Below are 23,008 nucleotides of genomic sequence, written 5' to 3'. Positions count from 1 at the left end.
GGGCTCACTGGTTAAGAAGAACGCGGAATTTTATCACAGCCATTGGACTTGGCCTGCGCCCAGGTCAAAACGCTAGCCAGGCCAATCGGCAACCAACTGATGAACCATTCGGCACGCGGGGTTCCGGTCAGGCTCGCGGCGTCGAACTGCATCGCCAGGAAGGAAAACACCCACATACCGAGTACGCCGCGGCCCAGCAGGGTATCCCGGGCCCGCCAAGCTTCACGCAGCACGGCGAACCAGACGATGCACCAGAGCAACAGGCCCGGCAACCCGAGCAGAATGGCGACGTGATTGAACAAATTGTGGGCATGATCGAAAGATTGACTGACCGTGGCAACCCTGTAGTCGCTCGCCAGCCCCAGACCTCCCCATGGGTGCTCGGCAATCATGCGCAGGCTCGACATGAAAATTTCGGGGCGATAGGACGCACCACGTGCCATGACCAGCGGTTCAAGCAGCCAGAAGGTCAGCACGGCCAGTACCAGGGCTGCGGCGGCGATCACGCGGGTGCGCTGGTCCCGGCAGTAAAGTGGCATAACCAGCACACTGAGCAACAAGGCCAGCGCCGCACCACGACTCTGGCACAGCAGCACAAATACCCCCAGCAGGGCCAAGGCAATCGCCCAAACTGCTTGCAGCCCAATACGCCGCGGCACCCAGTGCAGCATCCAAATCGCCGCCAACCCAATCACATAACCGCCAAGAATAGGATGGGACAGCTCACCCAAGCCCTCCAGACGTGCCACCCAGGGATGGTTTGCAATACCGTAGAAGTGGACGATGGCTATCAAAGCGGTCAGTGCAAGACCCACCCCGCCCCATTGCATGAGACGAATCACGCGCTCAGGCTGGCCGTCGGCAAAGATAGGGAAAAACAACAGGAACACCAGGATATAGAGCAGCCGCTTGGCCTCTCGGGCGGGCTCCGGCGCCTCGGCCCAGAACAAGGTAATCAACGCCCAGACCGCCAGCGCCAGCAATGCCGTGTAGATCAAGCGTTGTGCACGCCACAGCTCCAGCAGTCGGTGACGCGCCGGCCAGGCGAATAGAATCGCCGGTAACCAGACAAATGCAACCAACCCCTGTTGATAAACTTTATTAGTCGGTGCCAAGGCTATCGCCAGCAAAAACCATAAAAAGCCAAAAGCCATCCATACCTGCGCCCAACGTGTTGCTTGCATCTATCGCTCCTAAACGGTCTACCAGCCGAACCGGCATGGTTAAAACAAAAACTTTTGGGCATCATGGCCCGCCACGGCACCGGTTCTTTCAACAAGGTTTCCCTACGATGCAATCCTCACGGCTTCCCCAAGCCGCTTTGAATCAATTGATTGAAGGCGCCAGCATTCTGGAGGCCGACAGCTACGGCCCAAAAGTCTATCTGTTGCAGGATGGGAACATCCTCAAATTGTTTCGCCGCAAGCGGCTTTTTTCTTCGGCTCTTTTACGGCCTTACTCAACGCGATTCATCAATAATGCGGCCCGCTTGCAAACGCTCGGCGTACCGACGCTCGACGTCCTGGCCTCCTACAAATTGCAAAAGTCCGGCATGACCGCCGTACTGTATCGGCCGCTTCCAGGAAAAACCCTGCGTCAATTATCGAATCAGGAAAACTTCAACTGGCAGCAGACCCTTCCGGCACTCGTCGAGCTGATCCGCAACCTGCACGCCAGCGGTATCTATTTCCGCTCGCTGCACTTGGGCAATATCGTCGTTACGCCTGAGAACAAACTGGGCTTGATCGATGTGGCCGACATGCGCTTCCTGCGCGCGCCATTGCCACGTTACCTGGCTCACCGCAACTTGCAGCACTTTGCTCGTTATATTGCCCGGGAGAACCTGAACGAGAGCTTTCCGATGCAGGCGCTGGAAAACGCTCTATTGGCTGCCTGAGATCAATTGCCTGGAGGTCTGGCTGAAATTCAGCCAGGCCTCGTCAGGCGCCAGCGCCTGGTACTGGAGCGCAGCGACCGCATCGGCTGAGGCCAGTGAAGCCCGTACGATTGCCTCGCTCCAGGCTGCTTCGTCATTTACCGGTGCATACCAGCCAGCATCGCCCAACTGTTCACGGAATACGGCAAGCTCGCTGGCCAGCACCGGGATACCAGCCAGGACCGCCTCCTGGAGGATCAGGCCAAGCCCCTCGTCGAGGGACGGAATCAACACCCAGTCGAATGCCCTGTAAAGCTTCGCGACATCCTCCAGATGCCCTGTCAGCAACACCTTGTCGATCAGATCCGGCTGGGCAATTCGCGCCTGCAAGGCCTCACGCGCAGGCCCTTCGCCGACGATCACCAAGCGCCAGTCGGGCTGGCTGGCTGCCGCTCGCGCAAACGCTTCCAACAGGCAGGCGAACCCCTTGTTGTCCACCAATCGTCCTACGGCGCCAAATATCCGCGTGCCCGTCGGAGGCAAACCCAGTCGGGTGCGCGCTTCTTCGCGAGACATGAGTAAAGACTGAAAAACACCTGGATCGAATGCGCTGCGCAGGACAGTGACCTGAAGGTCCAGTTTGTCCTGGAGCGACTTTGCCAGGGTCTCGGAGACCGCCACTATTCTCAGACGCGAGGCTGGGAACCCACGCAGCAGTTCACGGCCTGCGGCATTGAGCCGCGTCACGCCATGGAAAATCACGACCACGCGTATCTGCGGCATACCCTCGAGAACCGGCAACAGGAGGCGAGCGACACCAAGGCCATCGAGCAGCACCACACGGGCATCGCTATCGAGCAAAGCCTGACGGAAACGGCTACGCATCCAGGGTTTGAACAGGCGCCAGAGATGTCGGCCCTTGAGCCGGGCGGAGGTTAGATTCCACTCCAGCACTGACCCCACATCGACCTGGCAGACGGACTTGGAGCCCTGCAAGAGCCATGTCTTGACGGGCGTTGCAGGCTCGGCCTGCGAAAGTATCTGATGATGGACCTTGTGTACCGAAGCGAACGGTAAACCGCCCGCCCACATGACATTAATAATGCTCATCGAGCAGCAAACCTTTTATCGCGAAACAAGACTCGTGCGTCGAAGCATTGAGCAGTTGATAAGCCAGCCAACGCAGGCGCCGAACAGAGAACCAGGGACAATTTGATTTGCTCGCAGCGCCTGCCGCCCGCCAAGTGCTGACACTCAACGGGCACGTTCTCACATCGAAGCAGCATCCCTTCCAATATCACCACCGTCAAGTCAGCTGCACATAACAAAAAGCGTCAAGGCTTCTTCACGAGCGAAGCCGGCGTGGGTATGAGCCGATCGCAATTGACTATTAACGGGGTAATGCTCCTGTTACCAAAAGGCTGATCAGAAATACCATTGAGCCAAACGGTGCCTGAACATCAATTGACCAAACGGCTCCTGATCAAACACCCAGCTTCTGGCGCAACTTTTCCAGCAGACTCAACGGCGCACGCGGACGCAGAGGTGCTCCCAACGCCTCAACGATTTTCTGCCCGATGCGCGCGAAAGTGAACTGCTCCAGTGCCAGCTCCTGACCGTTGCGCGCCACATTGCGCGCCAGCTCGGGGTCGGCACGCAGGCGGGAAAGCTTTTCCTGCAACTGCGGGATGTCGCGGTACAACACCACGTTATGCATGTCCTGCAGACCCAGGGCACGAGCCTCCTCGGCCCCTTGATCGAACGCCAGCAATACGCAGCCGCAGGCCATGGCTTCGAAATTCTTGATCATGAATTCGCCCATGCCTACGTCGGCGCTGACGAAAAACCGAATACGGTTGAGGGTTTCGCAATATTCCTCACCGGACTTGGTTCGGGTCACTACCAGCGGTTCAACACGACCCAGTTCATCCAGCAGTGCCTTGCGGCCGCTGTAAGCGACGCTGTTGGTGCTGCCGACGAAGGCCAACTCGATATCCCGTTCACGACCCCGATCCTGCAATAGCGACTGGTCGTAGCCCTTGGGTACGAAAACCGCATCGAAACCTTCACTGCGCAGACGTTCGGTCACCATGAAGCCGGAACTGATCACCCGTACCCACGGCAGACGACGATAATGCGCACTGAACTTGCCGGTGTATTTGCAGGGGATGTAATTCTGGTAGGCGTCGTGCTCGAGGATCACCAGGTTGGGGATCGTGCGGATGAAGCCGACCTGACGGATCTCCTGCTTGAAGCGCAGGAAAAACACGATCCGGTCATAACGCGATACGTCCACATGGCGGCGGAAATATCCCCGCAGGTTGCGTTGCTCCTGGCTGTCGAGCCAACGCAGGTCGCACTCGCAATGAGCGGCCACACCTTCGTAGAGCCGATCCAGGATGGCCCGCTGTTCTTTCTGCACCAGAAATAGAACTTTCATCGTCTTCCTTGCAGCACCGAACCACTTGATAAATAACCGGAGGCCTTTTTGTGCTGCAGCGCAAAAAGGCCCCGCCTTGGGCCCTTACAGCCACCAGAACAGTTCATGGCGCCGCACAGCCTTACGAAAAAACTCGTTCTCGCCATACGCGGAACCGGTGCGCCCGGCCAGCAGGCGCTGGATCCTGCGGCGAAGGCGCCGCTTGAACGGCGCTTGCGGCTGCAGATCGTGCATCATGCCCAACGCCATGGCCTTGTCGCGCTGGGCTGCCAATGTCAGTGGCAGGCTGACGGGATGCATCGGCCGGGCCGGGTCGAAGAACGGCGGCAACGCAATGCCCGTGCCCGCATCGCCCATGGGCCAGCGGTCATTGTCGTGCAGGTGATTGGCGTAACCGAGCAGTATGCCGGGCTGCCATTCCAGGCCTTCGAGGGCTTGCATGACAGCGTGATGCGCGCAGAGGTGATCGGGGTGCGGGTCGAGCGTCGGGTGCGGCAGCACTAGCACCTCGGGACGCGCCTTGAGCAACAGTTCGCGCAGGTCTGCCAGCAGGTTGTTCCAGGTCGGTGCGCCGTCGGCATCGCCTGGCAGCACAAACGGGTTCAACTGGCGAAACAGCCGGGTATCGCTCAGGTCCGCCTCGCGAGAGCCTTGGGGCTGGCTTGGTGCCGCTTGCATGGCCGCCAGTTGCAGGCAGAAGTACCCAAGCTGCACACAACGGGATTCGGGCACCCCGGCCCAACGGGGCACGGCAATGCTGTCCCAGGCGCGCAAACGGCCCTTGAGCCGCGCGGCTTCGACGCGGTCCAGGCCCATCTGCTGATAATGTTCGGCTTCGATTTCACCCGCGGTCAGGGTCACGATCCAGGTTTCATCAGCCTGGCTGTACAACCCATAGGCGGCCAGCTCCGCATCGTCGGCGTGGGGGGCGATGACCATCGTCCGCTGACGCTGCACATCCGCAGGGGCGAAAGACCAGAGCTTCGGCTCGCCCAGCAAGCGACAGAAGCGCCCGCGCAGACGCAGATCGCCTCGGGACAGCACGTCTCCCTGCTCGCTGAGGTTGAGATAACGCAGGCCGTTGACCCCACGTTCGAAGGTTTGTCGATCCGGATGTTCACCGCCCGACAACTCGACGACCGGGTCGAGGAAGCGACCCAGCCAGGTACTCTTGACCCGCAGCGCGAGGACCAGCGTCGCGCCATCGTCCAGGATCACACCCTCGTCCAATCGTAGCCGTCCGGCGTTCAAATGCACCTTGGGTTGCTGGGTGAAGGGCGGGAAGCTGTACTGGTAATCGTCCTTGGGCGAATAGAACAGATGATCGGCGAACCACGCCTCGTGGGCGATCCAGCCGAGCACCGCGAGCACCAGCGGCAGCCACCAGGCCAGCGCGACACCCAGCAAGACCAGCACGATGAGGGCGAGCAACAACCCCACGCGCTTATTGCGACGATGGCGCTTGAGTAACTGTTGCTTGCGGCTCAGGGGGGGGTCATACGGTAAACACCGGCACGGGGTTGCACCAACGGTCCTTGTACTCCCGGTCCGCCCGGCCGAATGAAAAGCGCAACGGCTTGCCGGCGGCACGGGCGTGTTCCCACGCGCTTTGGGTGTTGAGGAAGCTCAACACGCTGCCAGGGCTGAATTCGCGGGTCTGCGGGTCGACGCCACCGTTGATGTACTCGACACTGATCCACTGCGGCGCTTCGACGCGATACACCAGTTGAATGGCAATCGGTGCATCGTTGAGAAAGATCACCGAGCCGATCAGCCATTCGCGCAGCAGCTCGATCACCTCGCCCATGCGTTCGGCACCGGTGGCCGCAAAGCCCCAGCGACGCAGGAACAGGTCGCAGTAGATCGACGCCAGTTCTGCGCTGGAAAACTCGCTGACCGGCCGCACCACCCCGCCCGCTTCTTCCAGCAAGCGCAGCTCACGGCGCTGGTTGTAGCGAAACTTCTTGGACAGCTCCTCCGGCGTGCGGGCCATGGCCAACTGTTCCTGCTGCAGTTTCAAGCCACTGAAGCGCCCCTCGTTGAGGGCCGACAGGTAACGGCCTCGATGGCGCAACGGCGCCAGTGCATCAGGTGCCGCCGGCAGAATCAGTTCGGCATTGCCCAGGTCGAACAAGCCTTTTTTACCGCTGCGTTTGAGCACATCCTTGGACAGCGCCAGGTCGCGCCCCCAGGTTGGAATCGCCGCCTTGAGTTCGCCGCCCTGCTCGAATGCCAGATAACGCACGGGAATCCCAGCCAGGGCCGCCAGACGCTCGACCACCAGGGGGTGGGTGGCCACGCTGCCGCCAAAACGCTGCCAGGCCTGGGCATAAATCGATGCGTCTACGGCTGTCCAGCCGCGCTCGCGCCAGCCTTGGAATCGGTTGAGCATCAGCCCCTCGGCGCCAGTTCGGTAACTTGAGGCAAACGCCAGAATGCCTCGCGCACGGCGCGATCCGAGAAGCGCTCGCGCAAGCGATCGAGCATCAGCTCGGCGCATTGGCGACGCTGCAAATCATCCATCACCGCCAGGTGTTGCAGTGCCTGGGCCATGTGGTCGGCGTCGCCCATTGGAAACAGGATGCCCACGCCTTCGACCACTTCCTTCGCCCCGCCACAGGCCGTCGCCAACAGGGGCACGCCAGCGGCCATGGCTTCGAGCAGCACCATGCCGAACGGTTCATGATCGGAACTCAAGGCAAATACATCAAAGGCACGGAAATAGCGGCGCGCCTCGGGTACTTGGCCAAGGAGCAGCACGCGGTCGGCAATGCCCAACTCCAGCGCCAACTCCCTGAGATCCTGCTCCAGACGGCCCTTGCCGAGAATCGCCAGCTGGCTGTTCGCCGGCAGGTACGCCAGCGCCGCAGCAAAGGCGCGCAACAGCGTGGCCTGGTCCTTGTCAGGATGCAGGCGGCCGACGTTGCCGACGATCCAGGCGTCCATGTCCAGCCCCAAGGTCTGCCGTGCCTCCTCGCGGGAGACCTGGCTGGCCTGCACGGCATCGAGGTCGATGCGGTTGTAGAGGGTCTGGATCCGGGTGGCCGGCCATTTCGGCAGGCAGCGGCGCATATCGTCACGCACCGCATCGGAAACCCCGAGCAAGCTCAGGCGCTTGTGAAAGAACTGGGCGAACATCCGACGAGGGCGCCGTTGGTAGTCACCAAAGGCATGATGCACACCAATCACCGGCAAACCCGTGCCGAGCAGAGCGATGTAGATCGGCTTGAAGCGATGGGCAATGCAAAAACTGAAATTGCGCGAAGCAGCGATCTTGCGCAGATCGCTGATGGCGCCCAGCTTCAGGCCGCGAATGGCGCTGGAGCTGTATTCCATGAACAGCACCTCGTCCGAGGCACAACCAGCGGCGACTTGCGCATCCGCCACCCCGGTCAGAAACACTGTGGTGACACGATAGCCAGTGCCAGCGAACAGGCTGGCGTACTGACGGGCGCAGTCCAGGAACGGCCCGTCATAACCGTGACAGAACTGCAGCACATGTCGCTCAGCCGAACGTGTCATAAGCATCCACGCCGTCTTTGACCACCAGGATATCTTCCATGATCAAGTACTGCAGGTCGGAGCCAAAAAACATGTTCAACGCGTCGGTCGGCGAGCAGATCATCGGTTCGCCACGACGATTGAGCGAGGTGTTCAGGGATACGCCGTTGCCGGTCAGGACTTCCAGCGCCTTCATCATGTCGTAGTAGCGCGGGTTGTATTCGCGCTTGAGCACCTGGGCCCGGGACGTGCCGTCCTCATGGACGACTTCCGGCACACGGGTCTTCCACTCTTCAGCCACTTCAAAGGTGAAGGTCATGAACGGCGCCGGGTGATCGACCTTGATCATCTGAGGTGCGACGGTGTCCAGCATCGACGGGCAGAAAGGCCTCCAGCGCTCGCGGAACTTGATCTGTTCGTTGATGCGATCGGCTACACCGCTGGCGCTTGGGCAACCAATGATCGAGCGACCGCCCAAGGCACGCGGGCCAAACTCCATGCGCCCCTGGAACCAGGCCACCGGGTTGCCATCGACCATGATCTTGGCGATGCGCTCAGGGGTGTTGTCGATCTTGCGCCATGCAGGCTTGCTCGGATGACGAGCGCAGGCGGCGATCACGTCTTCGTTGCTGTAGGCCGGGCCGAGATAGACGTGCTCCATCTTCTCCACCGGCACGCCACGGGCGTGGGACACATAAGCTGCCGCACCCACTGCGGTACCGGCGTCACCGGAAGCCGGTTGCACGAACAGTTCCTTGACGTCGTCGCGGGCGATGATTTTCTGGTTAAGCTTGACGTTCAACGCGCAGCCGCCAGCGAAAGCCAGCTTGCCGGTTTCCTTGAGTACGTCGCCCAGGTAATGGTCGATCATTTGCAGCGCGAGCTTCTCGAACAGCGCCTGCATGCTGGCCGCGTAGTGGATGTACGGCTCGTCGGCGATGTCGCCTTCACGTTTCGGGCCGAGCCATTCGATCAGCTTCGGCGAGAAGTAGAAACCCTTGCCCTTCTCTTTATAGCGACGCAGGCCGATCACGTTGGCGTAGTCGGTGTTGATCACCAGCTCGCCGTTTTCGAACGAAGCCAGACGCGAGAAGTCGTACTTGCTGGCATCGCCGTAGGGGGCCATGCCCATGACCTTGAACTCACCGTCGAGCATTTCAAAGCCCAGGAACTCGGTGATCGCGCCGTACAGGCCGCCAAGGGAGTCTGGATCGAAGAATTCCTTGATCTTGTGGATCTTGCCGTTTTCACCGTAGCCAAAGAAGGTCGTGGCGTATTCGCCTTTGCCGTCGATGCCCAGGATCGCGGTTTTCTCCTGGAAGCCCGAGCAGTGATAGGCACTGGAAGCGTGGGCCAAGTGGTGCTCGACCGGCTCGATCTTGATCTTTTTCGGATCGAAGCCCAGTTGCTCCAGGCACCAGACGATCTTGCGGCGATAGCGCTTGTAGCGACGGTTACCCATCAGGATCGCATCGAGGGCGCGGTCCGGGGCGTACCAGTAACGCTTGGCGTAGTGCCAACGGGCTTCGCCGAACAGGCTGATCGGGGCGAACGGGATCGCTACCACGTCAACATCGGAAGGCTTGATGCCGGCCTGCTCCAGGCAGAACTTCGCCGACTCGTAGGGCATGCGGTTCTTTGCATGTTTATCGCGTACAAAGCGCTCTTCCTCAGCCGCCGCGATCAGCTTGCCGTCAATGTACAGCGCTGCGGAAGGATCATGGCTAAGGGCGCCGGACAGGCCAAGAATCGTCAATGCCACAGGGGTCTAGCCTCTTATGTCTGCAAACGGGCGACAAGCGCCGCGAAAAATTGATGTGCCGCTCGCCAGGGCGCGGGGCAGAAAGGGCGGGATTATAGCTTAAAAGCGGCCTTAAGCCTCTAGGGACACGCGGCAAGCTTGGGGAGTACCGTTTTGAGGAACCACGGCAAGTCGGCCCCAGGATTTTGATCGCTCCCATGCTCCGAGTGGGAATGCATCCCGTGACGCTCTGCGTCACCTCCCAAAAGCGGAACGCGGAGCGTCTCTGGCGGCGTTCCCTCGCGGGAGCGTGGCAACGATCTCATGGCGCGCTTTCGACATCCTTGGGCAACCGCCCATCAATCACCCGATACAACGCACTACTCTCCGGCCAATTGCGCATGAACCGTGCGCGATCCCGGGCGTAGGCCGGGGCGAAGCTGGCGTGGGTGCGGTGTTGGCACATGGAATCCAGGTCGATCAGCGCCCAGCGGTCCTGCTGCCAGAACAGGTTGTGGCCCTTCAAATCGCCGTGGCTGATGCGCTCGCGTATCAGGTCGGCGAACAGCCGGTCCAGCGCCAGCAATTCAGGCTCTGGCGCATCACCACTTTCCACGTAGGGGGCGAAGCGCTCGATGATGTCAGGGCCCGACAGATGCTCGGTCACCAGATAGGCGCCGCGGCGCAGCCACAGGAAACGCTTCTCCAGCAAGGCCAGCGGCTTGGGCGTGGCGATGCCGAGGAACGCCAGGCGATGGCCTTCGCGCCAGGAATGCCAGGCGCGGCTCGGACGCCAGAAGCGCTTGAGCCAATGGGCGAAGTTCTTGATGTTGTAGCGTTTGATCACCAACGTGCGGCCATTCACATTGACTTTGCCGACACTCGCCGCGCCACCGGTCTTGTACAGGTGACCCTGGTCGAGCAAGGCATCAGCCTGTTCCAGCACCGGCATCATGGCCGCTTCTTCATCGCGCCGGATCGCCCGTAGGCCGAAAGGCCCGCGCCGTACACTGAACAGGCTGCATTCGCGCCCAACCTTCGCCAGGAAGTCCTTCAGGCGCCAGGCGTGGACCTTATCGATCTGTTTTTGCAACGCTTCCATGGGCAGCGCGTGTTCGGCGTTGCCCAGCAGGTAATACACCAAGAGTTCTTCATTGAACGGCTCGATGGATTTGGGAAGCTGGGCAAAAAACACCCCCAGGTTCTCCAGGACTTTGTGCCGTGACAACGGTTGCCCTGGGGTTTCAGCGCGGATGCCAGCACCGTCGATCAAATAGAGCTTGCCGTCGTGGCGCAGCAGATTGTCCAGGTGCAAGTCTTCTTGCCACAGGCCTTTGCCGTGCAGTTGTGCAATGGCCCCCAGAGCTTCGGCCAATACCGCTGTTTGTTCATCAGCCAGCAACGGCAGGTGCTCGACCTGTTTCCAGGCATCCCCCAGGCTCTCGGCACCTTCGAGCAACTCGAACAACAACCAGCCGCCCTCGCCCTCTTTCAGGCCATCGGCCAACAACAACGGGGTTGTCAGCCCTTGCTCCGCCAGCAGGCGCACGCCTTGCAATTCCCGTTGAAAATGCCGGGCAGCCTTGCTGCCCACCAGCAACTTGGCCAGCACCGGTCGCCCGCGCCAGACGCCCGCACCGACATAACGCTGCCCCGGCAACACCCGCAACAGCGTAAGCAGCTGCAACTTCGCCGGGCCGGCGGCATCGGCCAGCTCCAGGCTCAGAGGCAGGCCGGGGCTGCGGCCGGCGCTCTTCAATTCGGACAAGTGCATCAACGGGCTTCCTTATGGTTGCGCCGGGCGCTCAGGCGGGTCATCCAGCTGTCGACCAGATCACTGTCGAGCGGCTGGTCCAAGTAGGTCGCCAGCAGCTGGCGCACATCGTCCTGATTCCAGATCGAGGCGCGACGCAGCAAGGGCTCCAGGTCCTTGACCCGATCCCGCTGGCCGAACAACAGCGGCCGGGTCTTTTCCAGGTCGATCAGTTGCGCCTGATAGCCGCTGGCAGTGGTTTGCAGAAAGATGTGCTTGGGATAGAAGCAACCGTGAACCTGATGCATGCCGTGCAGGCGCCGCGCCAACTGGCCGCAGGCTTTCAAGATGGTGGCGCGTTGCGCCGCCGTCAGGGTCGGCCAGCGCTGTAGCAGCGAGTCCAGGTCATCCCAGCCGTCCAGGGCACGGGTCAGCAGGATCGCCCGCACCTCGCCGTCGACCTTGCGCTGGCCATAGAACACCGCTTGCAGCGCCGGAATGCCCAACCGCCGATAACGGCTGATGTTACGAAACTCCCGGGAAAAACTCGGCTCGCCAAACGGGTGGGACAAGGTCCGGGTCAGGTAATTGCTCTGGCGCTTGAGGTAATAGCCTTGCCCTTCCAGGTCCAGCCGGAACACGCTGCTCCAGCCACCACCCGAGGTATTGGGCTCATCCACCGCATCCAGTTGCCGCGCCCACAGGGCCTCGAAGTTGTCCAGGCCATGACGTTGCAGCAACGCCCGGTCTTCAGCGGCCAGGAAATCAGTCATTCACGCCCCTCGAAAAATCTCACCACGTGACGGATGCGTTTCTTGTCGCACGCATCGAGCCGCTCACGCTGGCGATATTGCAGGTAAAAACGCAGGCGCTGGGTGGCCGACAAGTGGTATTTGGCTACTTTATCCAGGCACGCCAAGTCCTTGGTGATGCGGTACTTGAGCCAGAAACCGCGCCAGAAATCGCCATTTGGGCAGTCAATCAGGAACAGCTTGGCTCGGTCATCGATCAGCAGGTTGCGCCACTTCAGATCGTTATGGGTGAAGCGGTGGTCGTGCATGGTCCGCGTGTAGCCAGCCAATTGCCGACTCACCTCGTCGACCCAGGCTCGATCGGCCAGGCGCGAATCTTGACGATCGGCCAGGGCCGAGAGGTCTTCGGTATGAGGCAGTTCGCGGGTGATCATCGCGCCACGGGCATAGGCTGCACCGTTTCGCTCCAAGCCCCAGGCGACGATTTCGGCGGTGGGGATGCCCCATTTGGCGAAGCGCTTGAGGTTCTGCCATTCGGACTTGACCCTTGGCTTGCCCAGATAACGGCGCAAGCCCTTGCCGGCCCCAACGTAGCGCTTGACGTAGTAATTCACGCCGTTGCGCTGCACCCGAATCACCTCTGAGAGCGGGTCGCGCGTCAGACGCTCGCCCTGGAGGGCAAACACGGCCTCCAGGCTACCGAAATCCTGCGCCAGCTCGGCATAGGCCGGTTCCAGTTTCCAACCCGACATCAGAGCGCGTCCCCGTACCGCTGTTTTCGGGCGTAAAGCTTGTTGGCCTTGCCTTCGAGCCAGGCCAGCAACGCAGCCTCTTCGGCGAGGATCCGGCGCAGCGGCTGCTGGAAATAGCCCTTGAGGAAACGCAGCTTGTCGCGGCGGGTCAGACCGATGTCCAGCGCCGAGAAATACAGCGCCGCCAGATCCTTGTTGCGCCAACGGGTCGTAATGGCCGCACGGGTCTGGGCGCGGTGCAGGTCGATCACCGAGAGTTTGAAATCCCCCGGAGTCACCGGTTTGTCGGTATGCAGCAAAAAGTGGCAGATATAGCAGTCACGATGGTTGACCCCGGCACGGTGCATCATGCCGGTCATGCGTGCGACCTCGGCGATCAGCGCATGCTTGAGTGCCGGCTGCGGCGGCTGCTTGAGCCAATCGATGCTGAAGTCTTCAAGGCTGACGGTCGGCGCCAGTTCCTCGGTGACAATGAACGAATGCTGGTCCGCCGGGTTGCTGCCCTTCTCGCCATAGGCGACAGCGGTCATGGTCGGCACGCCGACTTCCTGCAAGCGCTGGATCGCCTTCCATTCCTGGCCCGCACCGAGTACCGGCAGCTTGGCGGTGAACAGATTCTTGAAAATTTCGCCCCAACCGATGCCGCGGTGAATCTTCACGAAAAAGCCGCGACCGTCCACCTCCGTGCGCAAGGTGCGCCGGGCTTCCAGTTCACGATAGACCTCGCCCTTGAGCGCCTCGACTTCGGCGAACGCATCGCGCCCGGCCCAAAGGCTCTTGAACGGTTCGGCCAGCATCAATTTCATTGCGAGTGCTCCGCCAATATCACGTCCGCCGCGTGCTGCGGCATGCTGTAGAGGTCGGCCGTCTCGGCGAAGGCCAGACCGTTGCGGCTCCAGGTCGCCCGTGCGTCGGCGTCGCTCAACATACGGCCCAGGTATTCGGTGAGCTGGGCCTGTTCGAATGGCTCGTCGAGCACCAGGCCGCTGTCGGCCTCGGCGATGTAATGGGCATACCCGCACACCGCGCTGACCAGCACCGGCAAACCGGCCACCAGCGCTTCGAGCAGTACGGTGCCGGTGTTCTCGTTGTACGCCGGATGGATCAACAGGTCGGCGCCCAGCAGGAAACGCGGAATATCACTGCGACCCTTGAGGAACCGCACGTTGTCACCGAGCCCCAGCGCGGCGCTCTGCAGTTGGAATACTTTGGGGTCGTCCTGGCCAATTACAAACAGCCGGGTGCGTTTTCTCAACTCGGTGGGCAAGGCGGCCAGGGCCTTGAGGCTACGATCCACGCCCTTGGTCTTGAACCCGGAACCGATTTGCACCAACAACAGGTCATCGTCGGCCAGCTCGAATTCGGCACGGAACGCGGCGCGGATCTCGTCGGCATCGGCGGGGCGGCGCCGGTCCTGGGCGATGCCCGGCGGCAGCAGGTGAAAGCGTTCCAGCGGCGTGCCGTAGTGCTTGATGAACAGCGGCTGCTGGACTTCGGAAATCATCAGCACGTCGGTCTTGGCATCCTTGGCGAACACCGCCCGCTCGTACTCAGCGAAGTGCCGGTAGCGGCCCCAACGCCGGTACAGCGAGTTACGCAGGTTCTGCGCCTTGTCTTCGAAGCAGCCGTCGGCGGCGTAATACACATCCAGGCCGGGCATCTTGTTGAAGCCAATCAAACGGTCCACCGGGCGCTTGGCCAGGTCGGCTTCCATCCACGCGCTGAGTTTTTCGTTGCGACGGTGGTTGAACAGCGCCTTGACCGGCGCCACCAGCACCTCGAAGCCCGGCGGGACGTCACCTTCCCAGATCAGCGTATAGACGCGGATCTGGTGACCGCGTCGCTGGCATTCCAGGGCGATGCGCATGAAATCACGCTGCAAGCCTCCGAAGGGGAAGTACTTGTAAAGGACAAAAGCCAATTGCATCAGCGCGGCTCCTCAGCCAATAACGTGCTCAGGTGGCTGGCAACACGCTCGGGGTTCAGACGCGTGAAGCACAGGGGCTGCTCGCGTTTCAGGTCAAACCGACGGGCATCTTCGGCGGTCGGCGGGTAGGTGCATTGTTTCTGCATGCAGGGCGCGCAAGGGAAATCGCTGGCGAGGTGAACCTGGCTCTTGCCATAGGCGCCAGTCAGCCTCGGGTTGGTGGGGCCGAGCAGCGAGATGGTCGGTACGTCGAGGGCTGCGGCCAGATGACCGAGACCGGTGTCCACCGCCACGCAGGCCTGGGCACCGGCGAGTACCTTGCCGACGCCGCCCAGGTTCAGTTTCGGCAAGACCTCGACATTGCGCAGGCCCTTGGCGATGCGTTCGGCCCGGGCCTTTTCCAACGGGTTGCCCCACGGCAGCTTCACCACCACGCCGAGCTGCCCCATGCGTTCGGTGAGCTGACGCCAGTAGAGCTCGGGCCAATGCTTGGATTCCCACGTCGTGCCATGCAGGAATACGACATAAGGGTATCTGCGCGGCAATTCCACCAGGCGATCGACGTTCAGGCCGTAGCTGCCCTGGGTCTTGGGCAGGTCATACCCCAGCGCCAAGGCGAACAGTTGCCGCACGCGTTCCACCGCATGCTGACCACGGGCCACTGCCAGGCGGCGCGAATAAAAACGCGCGGCCAAGGGTTCGCGGGCCGAGTGCTGATCCAGGCCCGCGACCGGCGCCTTGACGTAACGGGTCAGCCAGGCACTTTTCAGCAGGCCTTGGGCGTCGATGACCAAGTCGTACTTTTCGGCCCGCACGCCCTGCTTGAAGCGGCGCCACTCGCCGCTCTTGATGGTTTGCCAGAGGTTCTTGCGCCAGCGACGAATCGCCACCGGGATGACCTTGCCCACAGCCGGGTGCCAGGTGGGGATTTCGGCGAAGCCTTCCTCCACCACCCAATCGAATTTAATGCCAGGAATCGCCCGCGCCGCGTCAGTCAGTGCCGGCAGCGCGTGAATCACATCCCCCAGCGAAGAGGTCTTGATCAGCAATACCCGCAAGTTACTGAACCTCCACGGGTGTGCCCTGCAAACGCTCCAAGGCCTCGTTCACCGACAATGGCATGAGCTGGCGCAGGCAGTTGTAATGACCGAAGCGGCAGGTGCGGTCGAAGCACGGGCTGCATTCGATGCCCAGGCGCACGATTTCGACCTTGTCGGCCAGCGGTGGCGTGAAGCCTGGCGACGTGGAGCCGTAGACCGCCACCAATGGGCGGTTCAGGGCAGCGGCCACGTGCATCAGGCCGGAGTCGTTGGACACCACGCAATCGGCGCAGGACAACAAATCAATGGCCTCGGCCAGGGACGTATCGCCGCTGAGGTTCACTGACTCTTCCCGAAGGCCTGGAATCAGCCGCGAGCGGATGTCTTCGCCCACCGGGTGATCCTTTTTCGAGCCGAACAGCCAGACTTGCCAACCGTCGCGAATCTTCGCTTCGGCGACCTGGGCGTAATGTTCCGCCGGCCAGCGCTTGGATTCACCAAACTCGGCACCTGGGCACAGGGCCAGCACCGGGCGATCCAGGCTCAGGCCGAACTTGGTCAACGCCGCCTCACGGCTGACCGGGTCGATCGCAAGGCTGGGGCGCGGGTACGGTTTGGGTAGCTCGGCACCCGGTTCGTAGGCCAGGGCCATGAAGCGCTCGATCATCAGCGGGTAGCGGTCTTTGTCCAGCGTACGCACATCGTTGAGCAGACCGTAGCGAAACTCGCCACGCCAGCCGGTGCGTTTGGGGATGCCGGCGAAGAACGGCACCAGCGCCGACTTCAAGGAGTTGGGCAACAGGATCGCCTGGTCGTACTGACCGGCCAGGGATTTGCCGATGCGTCGACGGGTTGCCAGCTCCAATACGCCATGGCCAAGCGGGAAGCTCAAGGCCTTGCGTACCTCGGGCATACGCTCGAGAATCGGCCGGCTCCACTCCGGAGCCAGGACATCGATTTCGCACTGTGGATGGCGCTGCTTCAGGCACTGGAACAGTGTCTGCGCCATCACCATGTCACCGACCCAACTGGGCCCAACGATCAGAATATTCATGTGGTTTCCAAAAACGATACGGGGAGGCCTACGCCTCCCCGCCTCGAGAATCACTGTGGCTTAGGTCGTTGCCTGCTGCCTTCAATCTACAACTGTGGGAGCGGGCTTGCTCGCGAAGGGGCCAACACACCCAACATCAAGGTTGCCTGACAGTCCGCCTTAGCGAGCAAGCCCGCCCCCACATTCAAACCTTCAGCTCAGGCCCAGCTCTCGCCAGATCCGCACTACCTGCCTGCGCTCATCCATGAACTGGTCGCCTGCAATCACCCCGGCTTCTTTCTGCAAGGCCTGGCGGTGAGCGGCGGAGCGGTAGGCTTTATAGGCCTCGCGCAACAGGGTGGCGTCCTCAACCGGCATCAGCCCGACCTCCTGCAACCCTTCCAGGATGCGGATGTTGTCGGTGTAGCGCAGCAGTGACGGGTGTTCCTCGGACCACGCCAGGGCCGCGTATTGCACCATAAATTCAATATCGACGATACCTCCGGCATCCTGCTTGAGGTCGAAGGGTGCCGTGGCCTCGAAGGCATTTGCCGCAGTCCCGGCGGCGGTGGCCTTGCTGCCCAGATTATCGCGCATCTTGGCGCGCATCTCGCTGACCTCCTGGCGCAGCGTCGGCAAATCACGCTTGCGTCCCAACACCTGGGCGCGGACTTTCTCGAACGCCTGCCCCACGTCCTGGCTGCCCACCAACACTCGGGCCCGCACCAGCGCTTGGTGTTCCCAGGTCCAGGCTTCGTTCTCCTGATAACGAGCAAACGCCCCGAGGGAACTGACCAACAAGCCCGACGCCCCGGACGGTCGCAGGCGCATGTCCACTTCATACAGCTGCCCGGAGTTGGTCTGGGCGGTCAGCAAGTGAATGATCCGCTGGCCGAGCCGAGTAAAAAACTGCGCGCCGTCGATAGGTTTCGGGCCATCGGTTTCCGCCTGTGGGTCGCCATCGTGGATGAACACCAGGTCCAGGTCGGAACCATGCCCCAATTCCAGGCCGCCGACTTTCCCATAACCGACAATAATGAAGCCCGGATCGCACAGGCTGCCATTGGTGCGCAACGGCACGCCATGCTTGGCCACCGTCTGGCGCCAGGCCAGGGCCAGTACCTGCTCAAGGATCGCCTCGGCCAGCCAGGTCAGGTAATCGCTGACTTTCATCAATGGCAGGCTACCGGCGATTTCCGAGGCGGCCACCCGCAGACGGTGCGCCAACTTGAAATGCCGCAGCGCCTCCATTTGCTGCTCGAGGTCATCCTCGGGAATTCGCGTCAGACGCTCACGCAACTCTGCCGCCAGTTCCGGCGCCAACGGCGGCTTGAACAAGCGGCCCTCATTGAGCAACTCATCGAGCAGCAACGGAAAACGAGTGATCTGCTCGGCGATCCACGGGCTCGCCGCGCACAGCGTCAGCAAACGCCGCAGGGCACCGGGGTTTTCCGTGAGCAGGACCAGATAGGCCGAACGGCGGGCCACGGCTTCCACCAGCGGCAGCACCCGTTCCAGCACCAGATCCGGATTGGCATGCTCCACCGCCTGGGCCAGCAGCCGCGGAATGAACGCATCCAGACGCTCACGCCCCAGGCGCTGCATGGCACGCAATTGCGGGCTGGCGCGCAGGGCAGCCAGGGCCTTGAGGGCTTTGGGCCCATCGACAAACCCACCCTCTTGCAGTTGACGACACGCAGCCCCTTCGTCCTGACTGTCTTCCCACAATGGCAACCATTCGCCACCCACCACCACTTCACTTTCGCTGCCCTCGTCTTCATCCGGGTCAGCGATGACCTGGCCGAAATGCCAGGCCACACGTGTGCGCCAGTACATCAATTGTTCATGGAACGCCGCCCAGTCGGCAAAGCCCAGCATGAACGCAATGCGCGCCTGGTCCTGCGGGTTGTCCGGCAACATCTGGGTCTGACGGTCGGCAATGGCCTGGATCGCATGTTCGGTATAACGCAGGAATTCGTAACCCTGGCGCAGCTCATCGACCACCTTGGCCGGCAGATAGCCCTGGCCTTCCAGGGTGCCCAGCACTTTGAGCAACGGGCGTTGCTGCAAGCTCAAGTCGCGACCGCCATGGATCAACTGGAACGCCTGGGCGATGAACTCCACCTCGCGAATGCCGCCCGAGCCCAGCTTGATGTTGTCGGCCATGCCTTTGCGCCGCACTTCCTGCTGGATCAGCTGCTTCATGGTGCGCAACGCTTCAATGGCGGAAAAATCCAGGTAACGGCGATAAACGAATGGACGCAGCATGTCGAGCAACTGCGCACCCGCCACCTGATCGCCGGCCACCACCCGCGCCTTGATCATCGCGTAGCGTTCCCAGTCGCGGCCCTGGTCCTGGTAATACTGTTCCAAGGCATTGAAGCTCAGCACCAGCGCACCGGCCGAACCGTAGGGGCGCAGGCGCATGTCGACGCGAAATACGAAACCGTCGACGGTCATCGGGTCCAGGGCCTTGATCAGGCGCTGGCCAACGCGAATGAAAAACTCCTGGTTATCCAGCGGACGCTTCGCACCGACGGTTTCGCCACCCTCGGGGTAGGCGAAAATCAGGTCGATGTCCGACGAAAGGTTCAGCTCCACCGCACCGAGCTTGCCCATGCCCAGGATGACCATCTGCTGCGGCTCACCGCTACGCCGGCCAGTGGGCGTGCCGAATTGCTGGCTGAGGCGCTGGTACAGCCATTGATAAGCCTGGTCGATGCAAGTGTCGGCCATATCCGAAAGGTCGCGGCAGGTCTGGACCAGATCGGCCTGGCGGGTCAGGTCACGCCAGATGATCCGCACCTGCTGACGGGTGCGTTGGCGGCGCAGGACGCGCCCCAACTCATCCTCGGTCTCGGCGGCCCGCACTGCGGCGCCGATCTGTGCGCACATTTCACCGGGGCTGAGGCTGCGATCCAGCTCGCCGCTGCGCACCAGATCCAACAGCATCGCAGGGTCACGGAGACTCTGCTCGATGACAAAATCACTGGCAGCGGCAACACGCTTGAACGCGTCCCAACGCTCGGGCGTCCAGGCAGATAACCCGTGGTCGTCGTTGAACAAGGCGACCGCCGCACGGAACGACTGCTCGGCACGACTGACCAATGACTGGAGAATGGCCGGTACTTCGGCAAGCGTGGGCAGGCTCATGGTCTATCCTTGATCGGCGCGGGGAAGACTGGATGTAGTGTTTTTTCAAAAGACACTACCTGATTGACTGTCGAACAAAGATGATAAATAGCTGAAAATCTGATTTTATTGGCAGCCGGCATCAAGTTTTTACCTGTTCGTGTTGGCTAAAGACCAACAGTAACGATTATTCTCACAACGAAACGAGGGGCCACGAGCCGCTCATGTGTAGTTTTACTACTCGTCTATACATTCGAAAGGCTGAAACGGCCGACGATTTGTAGTAAAACTACACGCCGCCGAGCCAACCTTCGGCAATCCAAGAATTTATAATCGTCTGCCCACAAGGCCAGTCGCAAACTCAGGCAACCGATTCTGGTAGCCTTTCCGCCCTGGAGCAAGCCATGCAAGACCTCGATCCCGTCGAAACCCAGGAATGGCTGGACGCCCTGGAATCGGTTCTCGACAAAGAAGGCGAAGACCGTGCTCATTATCTGATGACCCGTATGGGCGAACTCGCAACCCGCAGCGGTTCGCAACTGCCTTACGCCATCACCACGCCATACCGCAACACGATCCCCGTAACCCACGAAGCACGCATGCCTGGCGACCTGTTCATGGAACGCCGCATTCGCTCGCTGGTACGTTGGAACGCGTTGGCCATGGTCATGCGTACCAACCTGAAAGATTCTGACCTGGGCGGTCACATCTCCAGCTTCGCCTCCAGCGCGACGCTGTATGACATCGGCTTCAACTACTTCTTCCAGGCCCCGACCGACGAACACGGCGGCGACCTGATCTACTTCCAAGGGCACGCATCGCCAGGCGTCTACGCCCGTGCGTTCATGGAAGGCCGCATCAGCGAAGACCAGATGAACAACTTCCGTCAGGAAGTGGACGGCAACGGCCTGTCTTCGTATCCACACCCTTGGCTGATGCCTGATTTCTGGCAGTTCCCCACCGTTTCCATGGGTCTGGGCCCGATCCAGGCGATTTACCAGGCACGCTTCATGAAGTACCTGGAAGCTCGTGGTTTCATCCAGCCAGGCAAGCAGAAAGTCTGGTGCTTCATGGGCGACGGCGAGTGCGACGAGCCGGAATCCCTGGGCGCGATCTCCCTGGCTGGCCGCGAGAAACTGGACAACCTGATCTTCGTCATCAACTGCAACCTGCAGCGCCTCGACGGCCCGGTTCGCGGCAACGGCAAGATCATCCAGGAACTCGAAGGCGTGTTCCGTGGCGCTCAGTGGAACGTCAACAAAGTCATCTGGGGCCGTTTCTGGGACCCGCTGCTGGCCAAGGACGTCGACGGCATCCTGCAACGCCGCATGGACGAAGTCATCGACGGCGAATACCAGAACTACAAGGCCAAGGACGGCGCGTTCGTCCGTGAGCACTTCTTCAACACGCCTGAACTCAAGGCAATGGTTGCAGACTTGTCCGATGACGAGATCTGGAAACTCAACCGTGGCGGCCACGACCCGTACAAGGTCTATGCGGCGTACCACGAAGCGGTCAACCACAAAGAACAACCAACCGTCATCCTGGCCAAGACCATCAAGGGTTATGGCACCGGTGCCGGCGAAGCGAAGAACACCGCGCACAACACCAAGAAGGTCGATGTCGACAGCCTGAAGTTGTTCCGTGACCGCTTCGACATCCCGGTCAAGGACAGCGAGCTGGAAAACCTGCCGTTCTTCAAACCCGAAGAAGGCAGCGCCGAAGCCCGTTACCTGGCCGAGCGCCGTGCCGCGCTGGGCGGTTTCGTACCACAGCGCCGCGCCAAGAGCTTCAGCGTCCCGACCCCACCCCTGGAAACCCTCAAGGCGATCCTGGACGGCTCGGGCGACCGTGAAATCTCCACCACCATGGCCTTCGTGCGGATCCTCGCGCAACTGGTCAAGGACAAGGAAATCGGCCAGCGCATCGTCCCGATCATCCCGGACGAAGCCCGTACCTTCGGTATGGAAGGCATGTTCCGCCAGTTGGGCATCTACTCCTCCGTCGGCCAGCTCTACGAGCCAGTCGATAAAGACCAGGTGATGTTCTACCGCGAAGACAAGAAGGGCCAGATCCTCGAAGAAGGCATCAACGAAGCGGGCGCCATGAGCTCCTTCATTGCCGCCGGCACTTCGTACTCCAGCCACAACCAGCCGATGCTGCCGTTCTACATCTTCTACTCGATGTTCGGCTTCCAGCGTATCGGTGACCTGGCCTGGGCCGCCGGCGACAGCCGTACCCGTGGCTTCCTGATCGGCGGTACCGCCGGCCGGACCACGCTGAACGGCGAAGGCCTGCAACACGAAGATGGCCACAGCCACATGCTGGCCGGGACCATCCCGAACTGCCGCACCTATGATCCAACCTATGGCTATGAGCTGGCGGTGATCATCCAGGACGGCATGAAGAAGATGACCGAAGAGCAACAGGACGTCTTCTACTACATCACCGTGATGAACGAGTCCTACCAGCAGCCAGCCATGCCGGCCGGCGTCGAGGCGGGCATCGTCAAGGGCATGTACCTGCTCGAGGAAGACACCCGCGAAGCGGCGCACCACGTCCAACTGATGGGCTCCGGCACCATCCTGCGCGAAGTGCGTGAAGCAGCGAAGATCCTGCGTGAAGAGTTCAACGTCGGCGCCGACGTGTGGAGCGTTACCAGCTTCAACGAACTGCGTCGCGACGGTCTGGCCGTAGAGCGCAGCAACCGCCTGCACCCTGGCCAGAAGCCTAAGCTGAGCTACGTCGAAGAATGCCTGAACGGCCGTAAAGGTCCGGTCATCGCCTCTACCGACTACATGAAGCTGTTCGCCGAGCAGATCCGCCAGTGGGTTCCTTCCAAGGAATTCAAAGTGCTGGGCACCGACGGCTTCGGCCGTAGCGACAGCCGCAAGAAGCTGCGTCACTTCTTCGAAGTCGACCGTAAGTTCGTTGTGTTGGCAGCCCTGGAAGCCTTGGCTGACCGTGGCGATATCGAACCCAAGGTGGTGGCCGAGGCCATCGTCAAGTTCGGCATCGATCCAGAAAAACGCAACCCACTGGACTGCTGAGGAGAATTTTC

The 23,008-nt window shown here is 61.2% G+C and carries 17 protein-coding genes; 2 read left to right on the top strand and 15 right to left on the bottom strand.

From position 1 onward, the window contains the following. Window positions 1-11: 11 nt before the first annotated feature. Window positions 12-1,184: an O-antigen ligase family protein gene (locus J9870_RS02455; RefSeq protein ID WP_210642551.1), complete on the bottom strand. Its 1,173-nt coding sequence runs from the start codon at window positions 1,182-1,184 to the stop codon at window positions 12-14. 107 nt (window positions 1,185-1,291) lie between these two features. Here J9870_RS02455 and J9870_RS02450 point away from each other — a divergent pair, with 107 nt between their 5' ends. Then, on the top strand, window positions 1,292-1,897 hold the full coding sequence (locus tag J9870_RS02450; RefSeq protein WP_210642550.1) for a toluene tolerance protein: 606 nt from the start codon (window positions 1,292-1,294) through the stop codon (window positions 1,895-1,897). Here J9870_RS02450 and J9870_RS02445 read toward each other — a convergent pair. The 14 genes from J9870_RS02445 to glnE form a co-directional block, all read right to left on the bottom strand. Beyond that, a complete protein-coding gene (locus tag J9870_RS02445) occupies window positions 1,883-2,986 on the bottom strand; it encodes a glycosyltransferase family 4 protein (RefSeq protein WP_210642549.1) in 1,104 nt (367 codons plus the stop codon). The two genes, J9870_RS02450 and J9870_RS02445, sit on opposite strands and share 15 nt — an antisense overlap. A 373-nt stretch (window positions 2,987-3,359) precedes the next feature. Further along, a complete protein-coding gene (locus J9870_RS02440; RefSeq protein WP_210642548.1) occupies window positions 3,360-4,316 on the bottom strand; it encodes a glycosyltransferase in 957 nt (318 codons plus the stop codon). An 84-nt stretch (window positions 4,317-4,400) separates the two neighbouring features. Continuing rightward, entirely contained in the window at window positions 4,401-5,804 is a 1,404-nt protein-coding gene (locus tag J9870_RS02435) for a PIG-L family deacetylase (RefSeq protein ID WP_210645080.1), read from the bottom strand. Window positions 5,805-5,811: 7 nt separating this feature from the next. Beyond that, window positions 5,812-6,708 (bottom strand): antimicrobial resistance protein Mig-14, encoded by an 897-nt coding sequence (locus J9870_RS02430; protein ID WP_210642547.1) that lies wholly within the window; start codon window positions 6,706-6,708, stop codon window positions 5,812-5,814. Further along, window positions 6,708-7,838: a glycosyltransferase gene (locus J9870_RS02425; RefSeq protein ID WP_210642546.1), complete on the bottom strand. Its 1,131-nt coding sequence runs from the start codon at window positions 7,836-7,838 to the stop codon at window positions 6,708-6,710. The genes J9870_RS02430 and J9870_RS02425 overlap by 1 nt, the downstream gene beginning before the upstream one ends. Next, entirely contained in the window at window positions 7,822-9,579 is a 1,758-nt protein-coding gene (locus J9870_RS02420; protein ID WP_047225903.1) for a carbamoyltransferase, read from the bottom strand. The genes J9870_RS02425 and J9870_RS02420 overlap by 17 nt, the downstream gene beginning before the upstream one ends. 301 nt (window positions 9,580-9,880) lie before the next feature. After that, complete coding sequence (locus J9870_RS02415; RefSeq protein WP_210642545.1) at window positions 9,881-11,332, bottom strand: lipopolysaccharide kinase InaA family protein; 1,452 nt, start codon at window positions 11,330-11,332, stop codon at window positions 9,881-9,883. After that, entirely contained in the window at window positions 11,332-12,084 is a 753-nt protein-coding gene (locus J9870_RS02410; RefSeq protein ID WP_210642544.1) for a lipopolysaccharide kinase InaA family protein, read from the bottom strand. The genes J9870_RS02415 and J9870_RS02410 overlap by 1 nt, the downstream gene beginning before the upstream one ends. Beyond that, on the bottom strand, window positions 12,081-12,815 hold the full coding sequence (locus tag J9870_RS02405; RefSeq protein ID WP_210642543.1) for a lipopolysaccharide kinase InaA family protein: 735 nt from the start codon (window positions 12,813-12,815) through the stop codon (window positions 12,081-12,083). Before J9870_RS02405 ends, J9870_RS02410 begins: the two co-directional genes overlap by 4 nt. Then, on the bottom strand, window positions 12,815-13,621 hold the full coding sequence (gene rfaP, locus J9870_RS02400; RefSeq protein WP_210642542.1) for a lipopolysaccharide core heptose(I) kinase RfaP: 807 nt from the start codon (window positions 13,619-13,621) through the stop codon (window positions 12,815-12,817). Before rfaP ends, J9870_RS02405 begins: the two co-directional genes overlap by 1 nt. After that, window positions 13,618-14,742 carry a glycosyltransferase family 4 protein gene (locus J9870_RS02395; protein ID WP_210642541.1) on the bottom strand — a complete coding sequence of 375 codons (1,125 nt, stop codon included), beginning with the start codon at window positions 14,740-14,742 and terminating at the stop codon, window positions 13,618-13,620. Before J9870_RS02395 ends, rfaP begins: the two co-directional genes overlap by 4 nt. Continuing rightward, window positions 14,742-15,800, bottom strand: a complete 1,059-nt coding sequence (gene waaC / locus J9870_RS02390) for a lipopolysaccharide heptosyltransferase I (RefSeq protein ID WP_210642540.1) — start codon at window positions 15,798-15,800, stop codon at window positions 14,742-14,744. Before waaC ends, J9870_RS02395 begins: the two co-directional genes overlap by 1 nt. Window position 15,801: 1 nt before the next feature. Beyond that, entirely contained in the window at window positions 15,802-16,836 is a 1,035-nt protein-coding gene (gene waaF, locus J9870_RS02385; protein WP_210642539.1) for a lipopolysaccharide heptosyltransferase II, read from the bottom strand. 192 nt (window positions 16,837-17,028) lie between these two features. Further along, window positions 17,029-19,968 carry a bifunctional [glutamate--ammonia ligase]-adenylyl-L-tyrosine phosphorylase/[glutamate--ammonia-ligase] adenylyltransferase gene (gene glnE, locus J9870_RS02380; protein WP_210642538.1) on the bottom strand — a complete coding sequence of 980 codons (2,940 nt, stop codon included), beginning with the start codon at window positions 19,966-19,968 and terminating at the stop codon, window positions 17,029-17,031. A 383-nt stretch (window positions 19,969-20,351) separates the two neighbouring features. On the opposite strand from glnE, the gene aceE reads away from it, so the two are divergent. Next, entirely contained in the window at window positions 20,352-22,997 is a 2,646-nt protein-coding gene (gene aceE / locus J9870_RS02375) for a pyruvate dehydrogenase (acetyl-transferring), homodimeric type (protein ID WP_063323231.1), read from the top strand. Window positions 22,998-23,008 lie beyond the last annotated feature (11 nt).

This window comes from Pseudomonas sp. Tri1 (assembly GCF_017968885.1).
Classification (GTDB): Bacteria; Pseudomonadota; Gammaproteobacteria; order Pseudomonadales; family Pseudomonadaceae; genus Aquipseudomonas.
The sequence above is the reverse complement of the archived record's forward strand: the minus strand, read 5'-3'. Positions and strand labels throughout refer to the sequence as shown.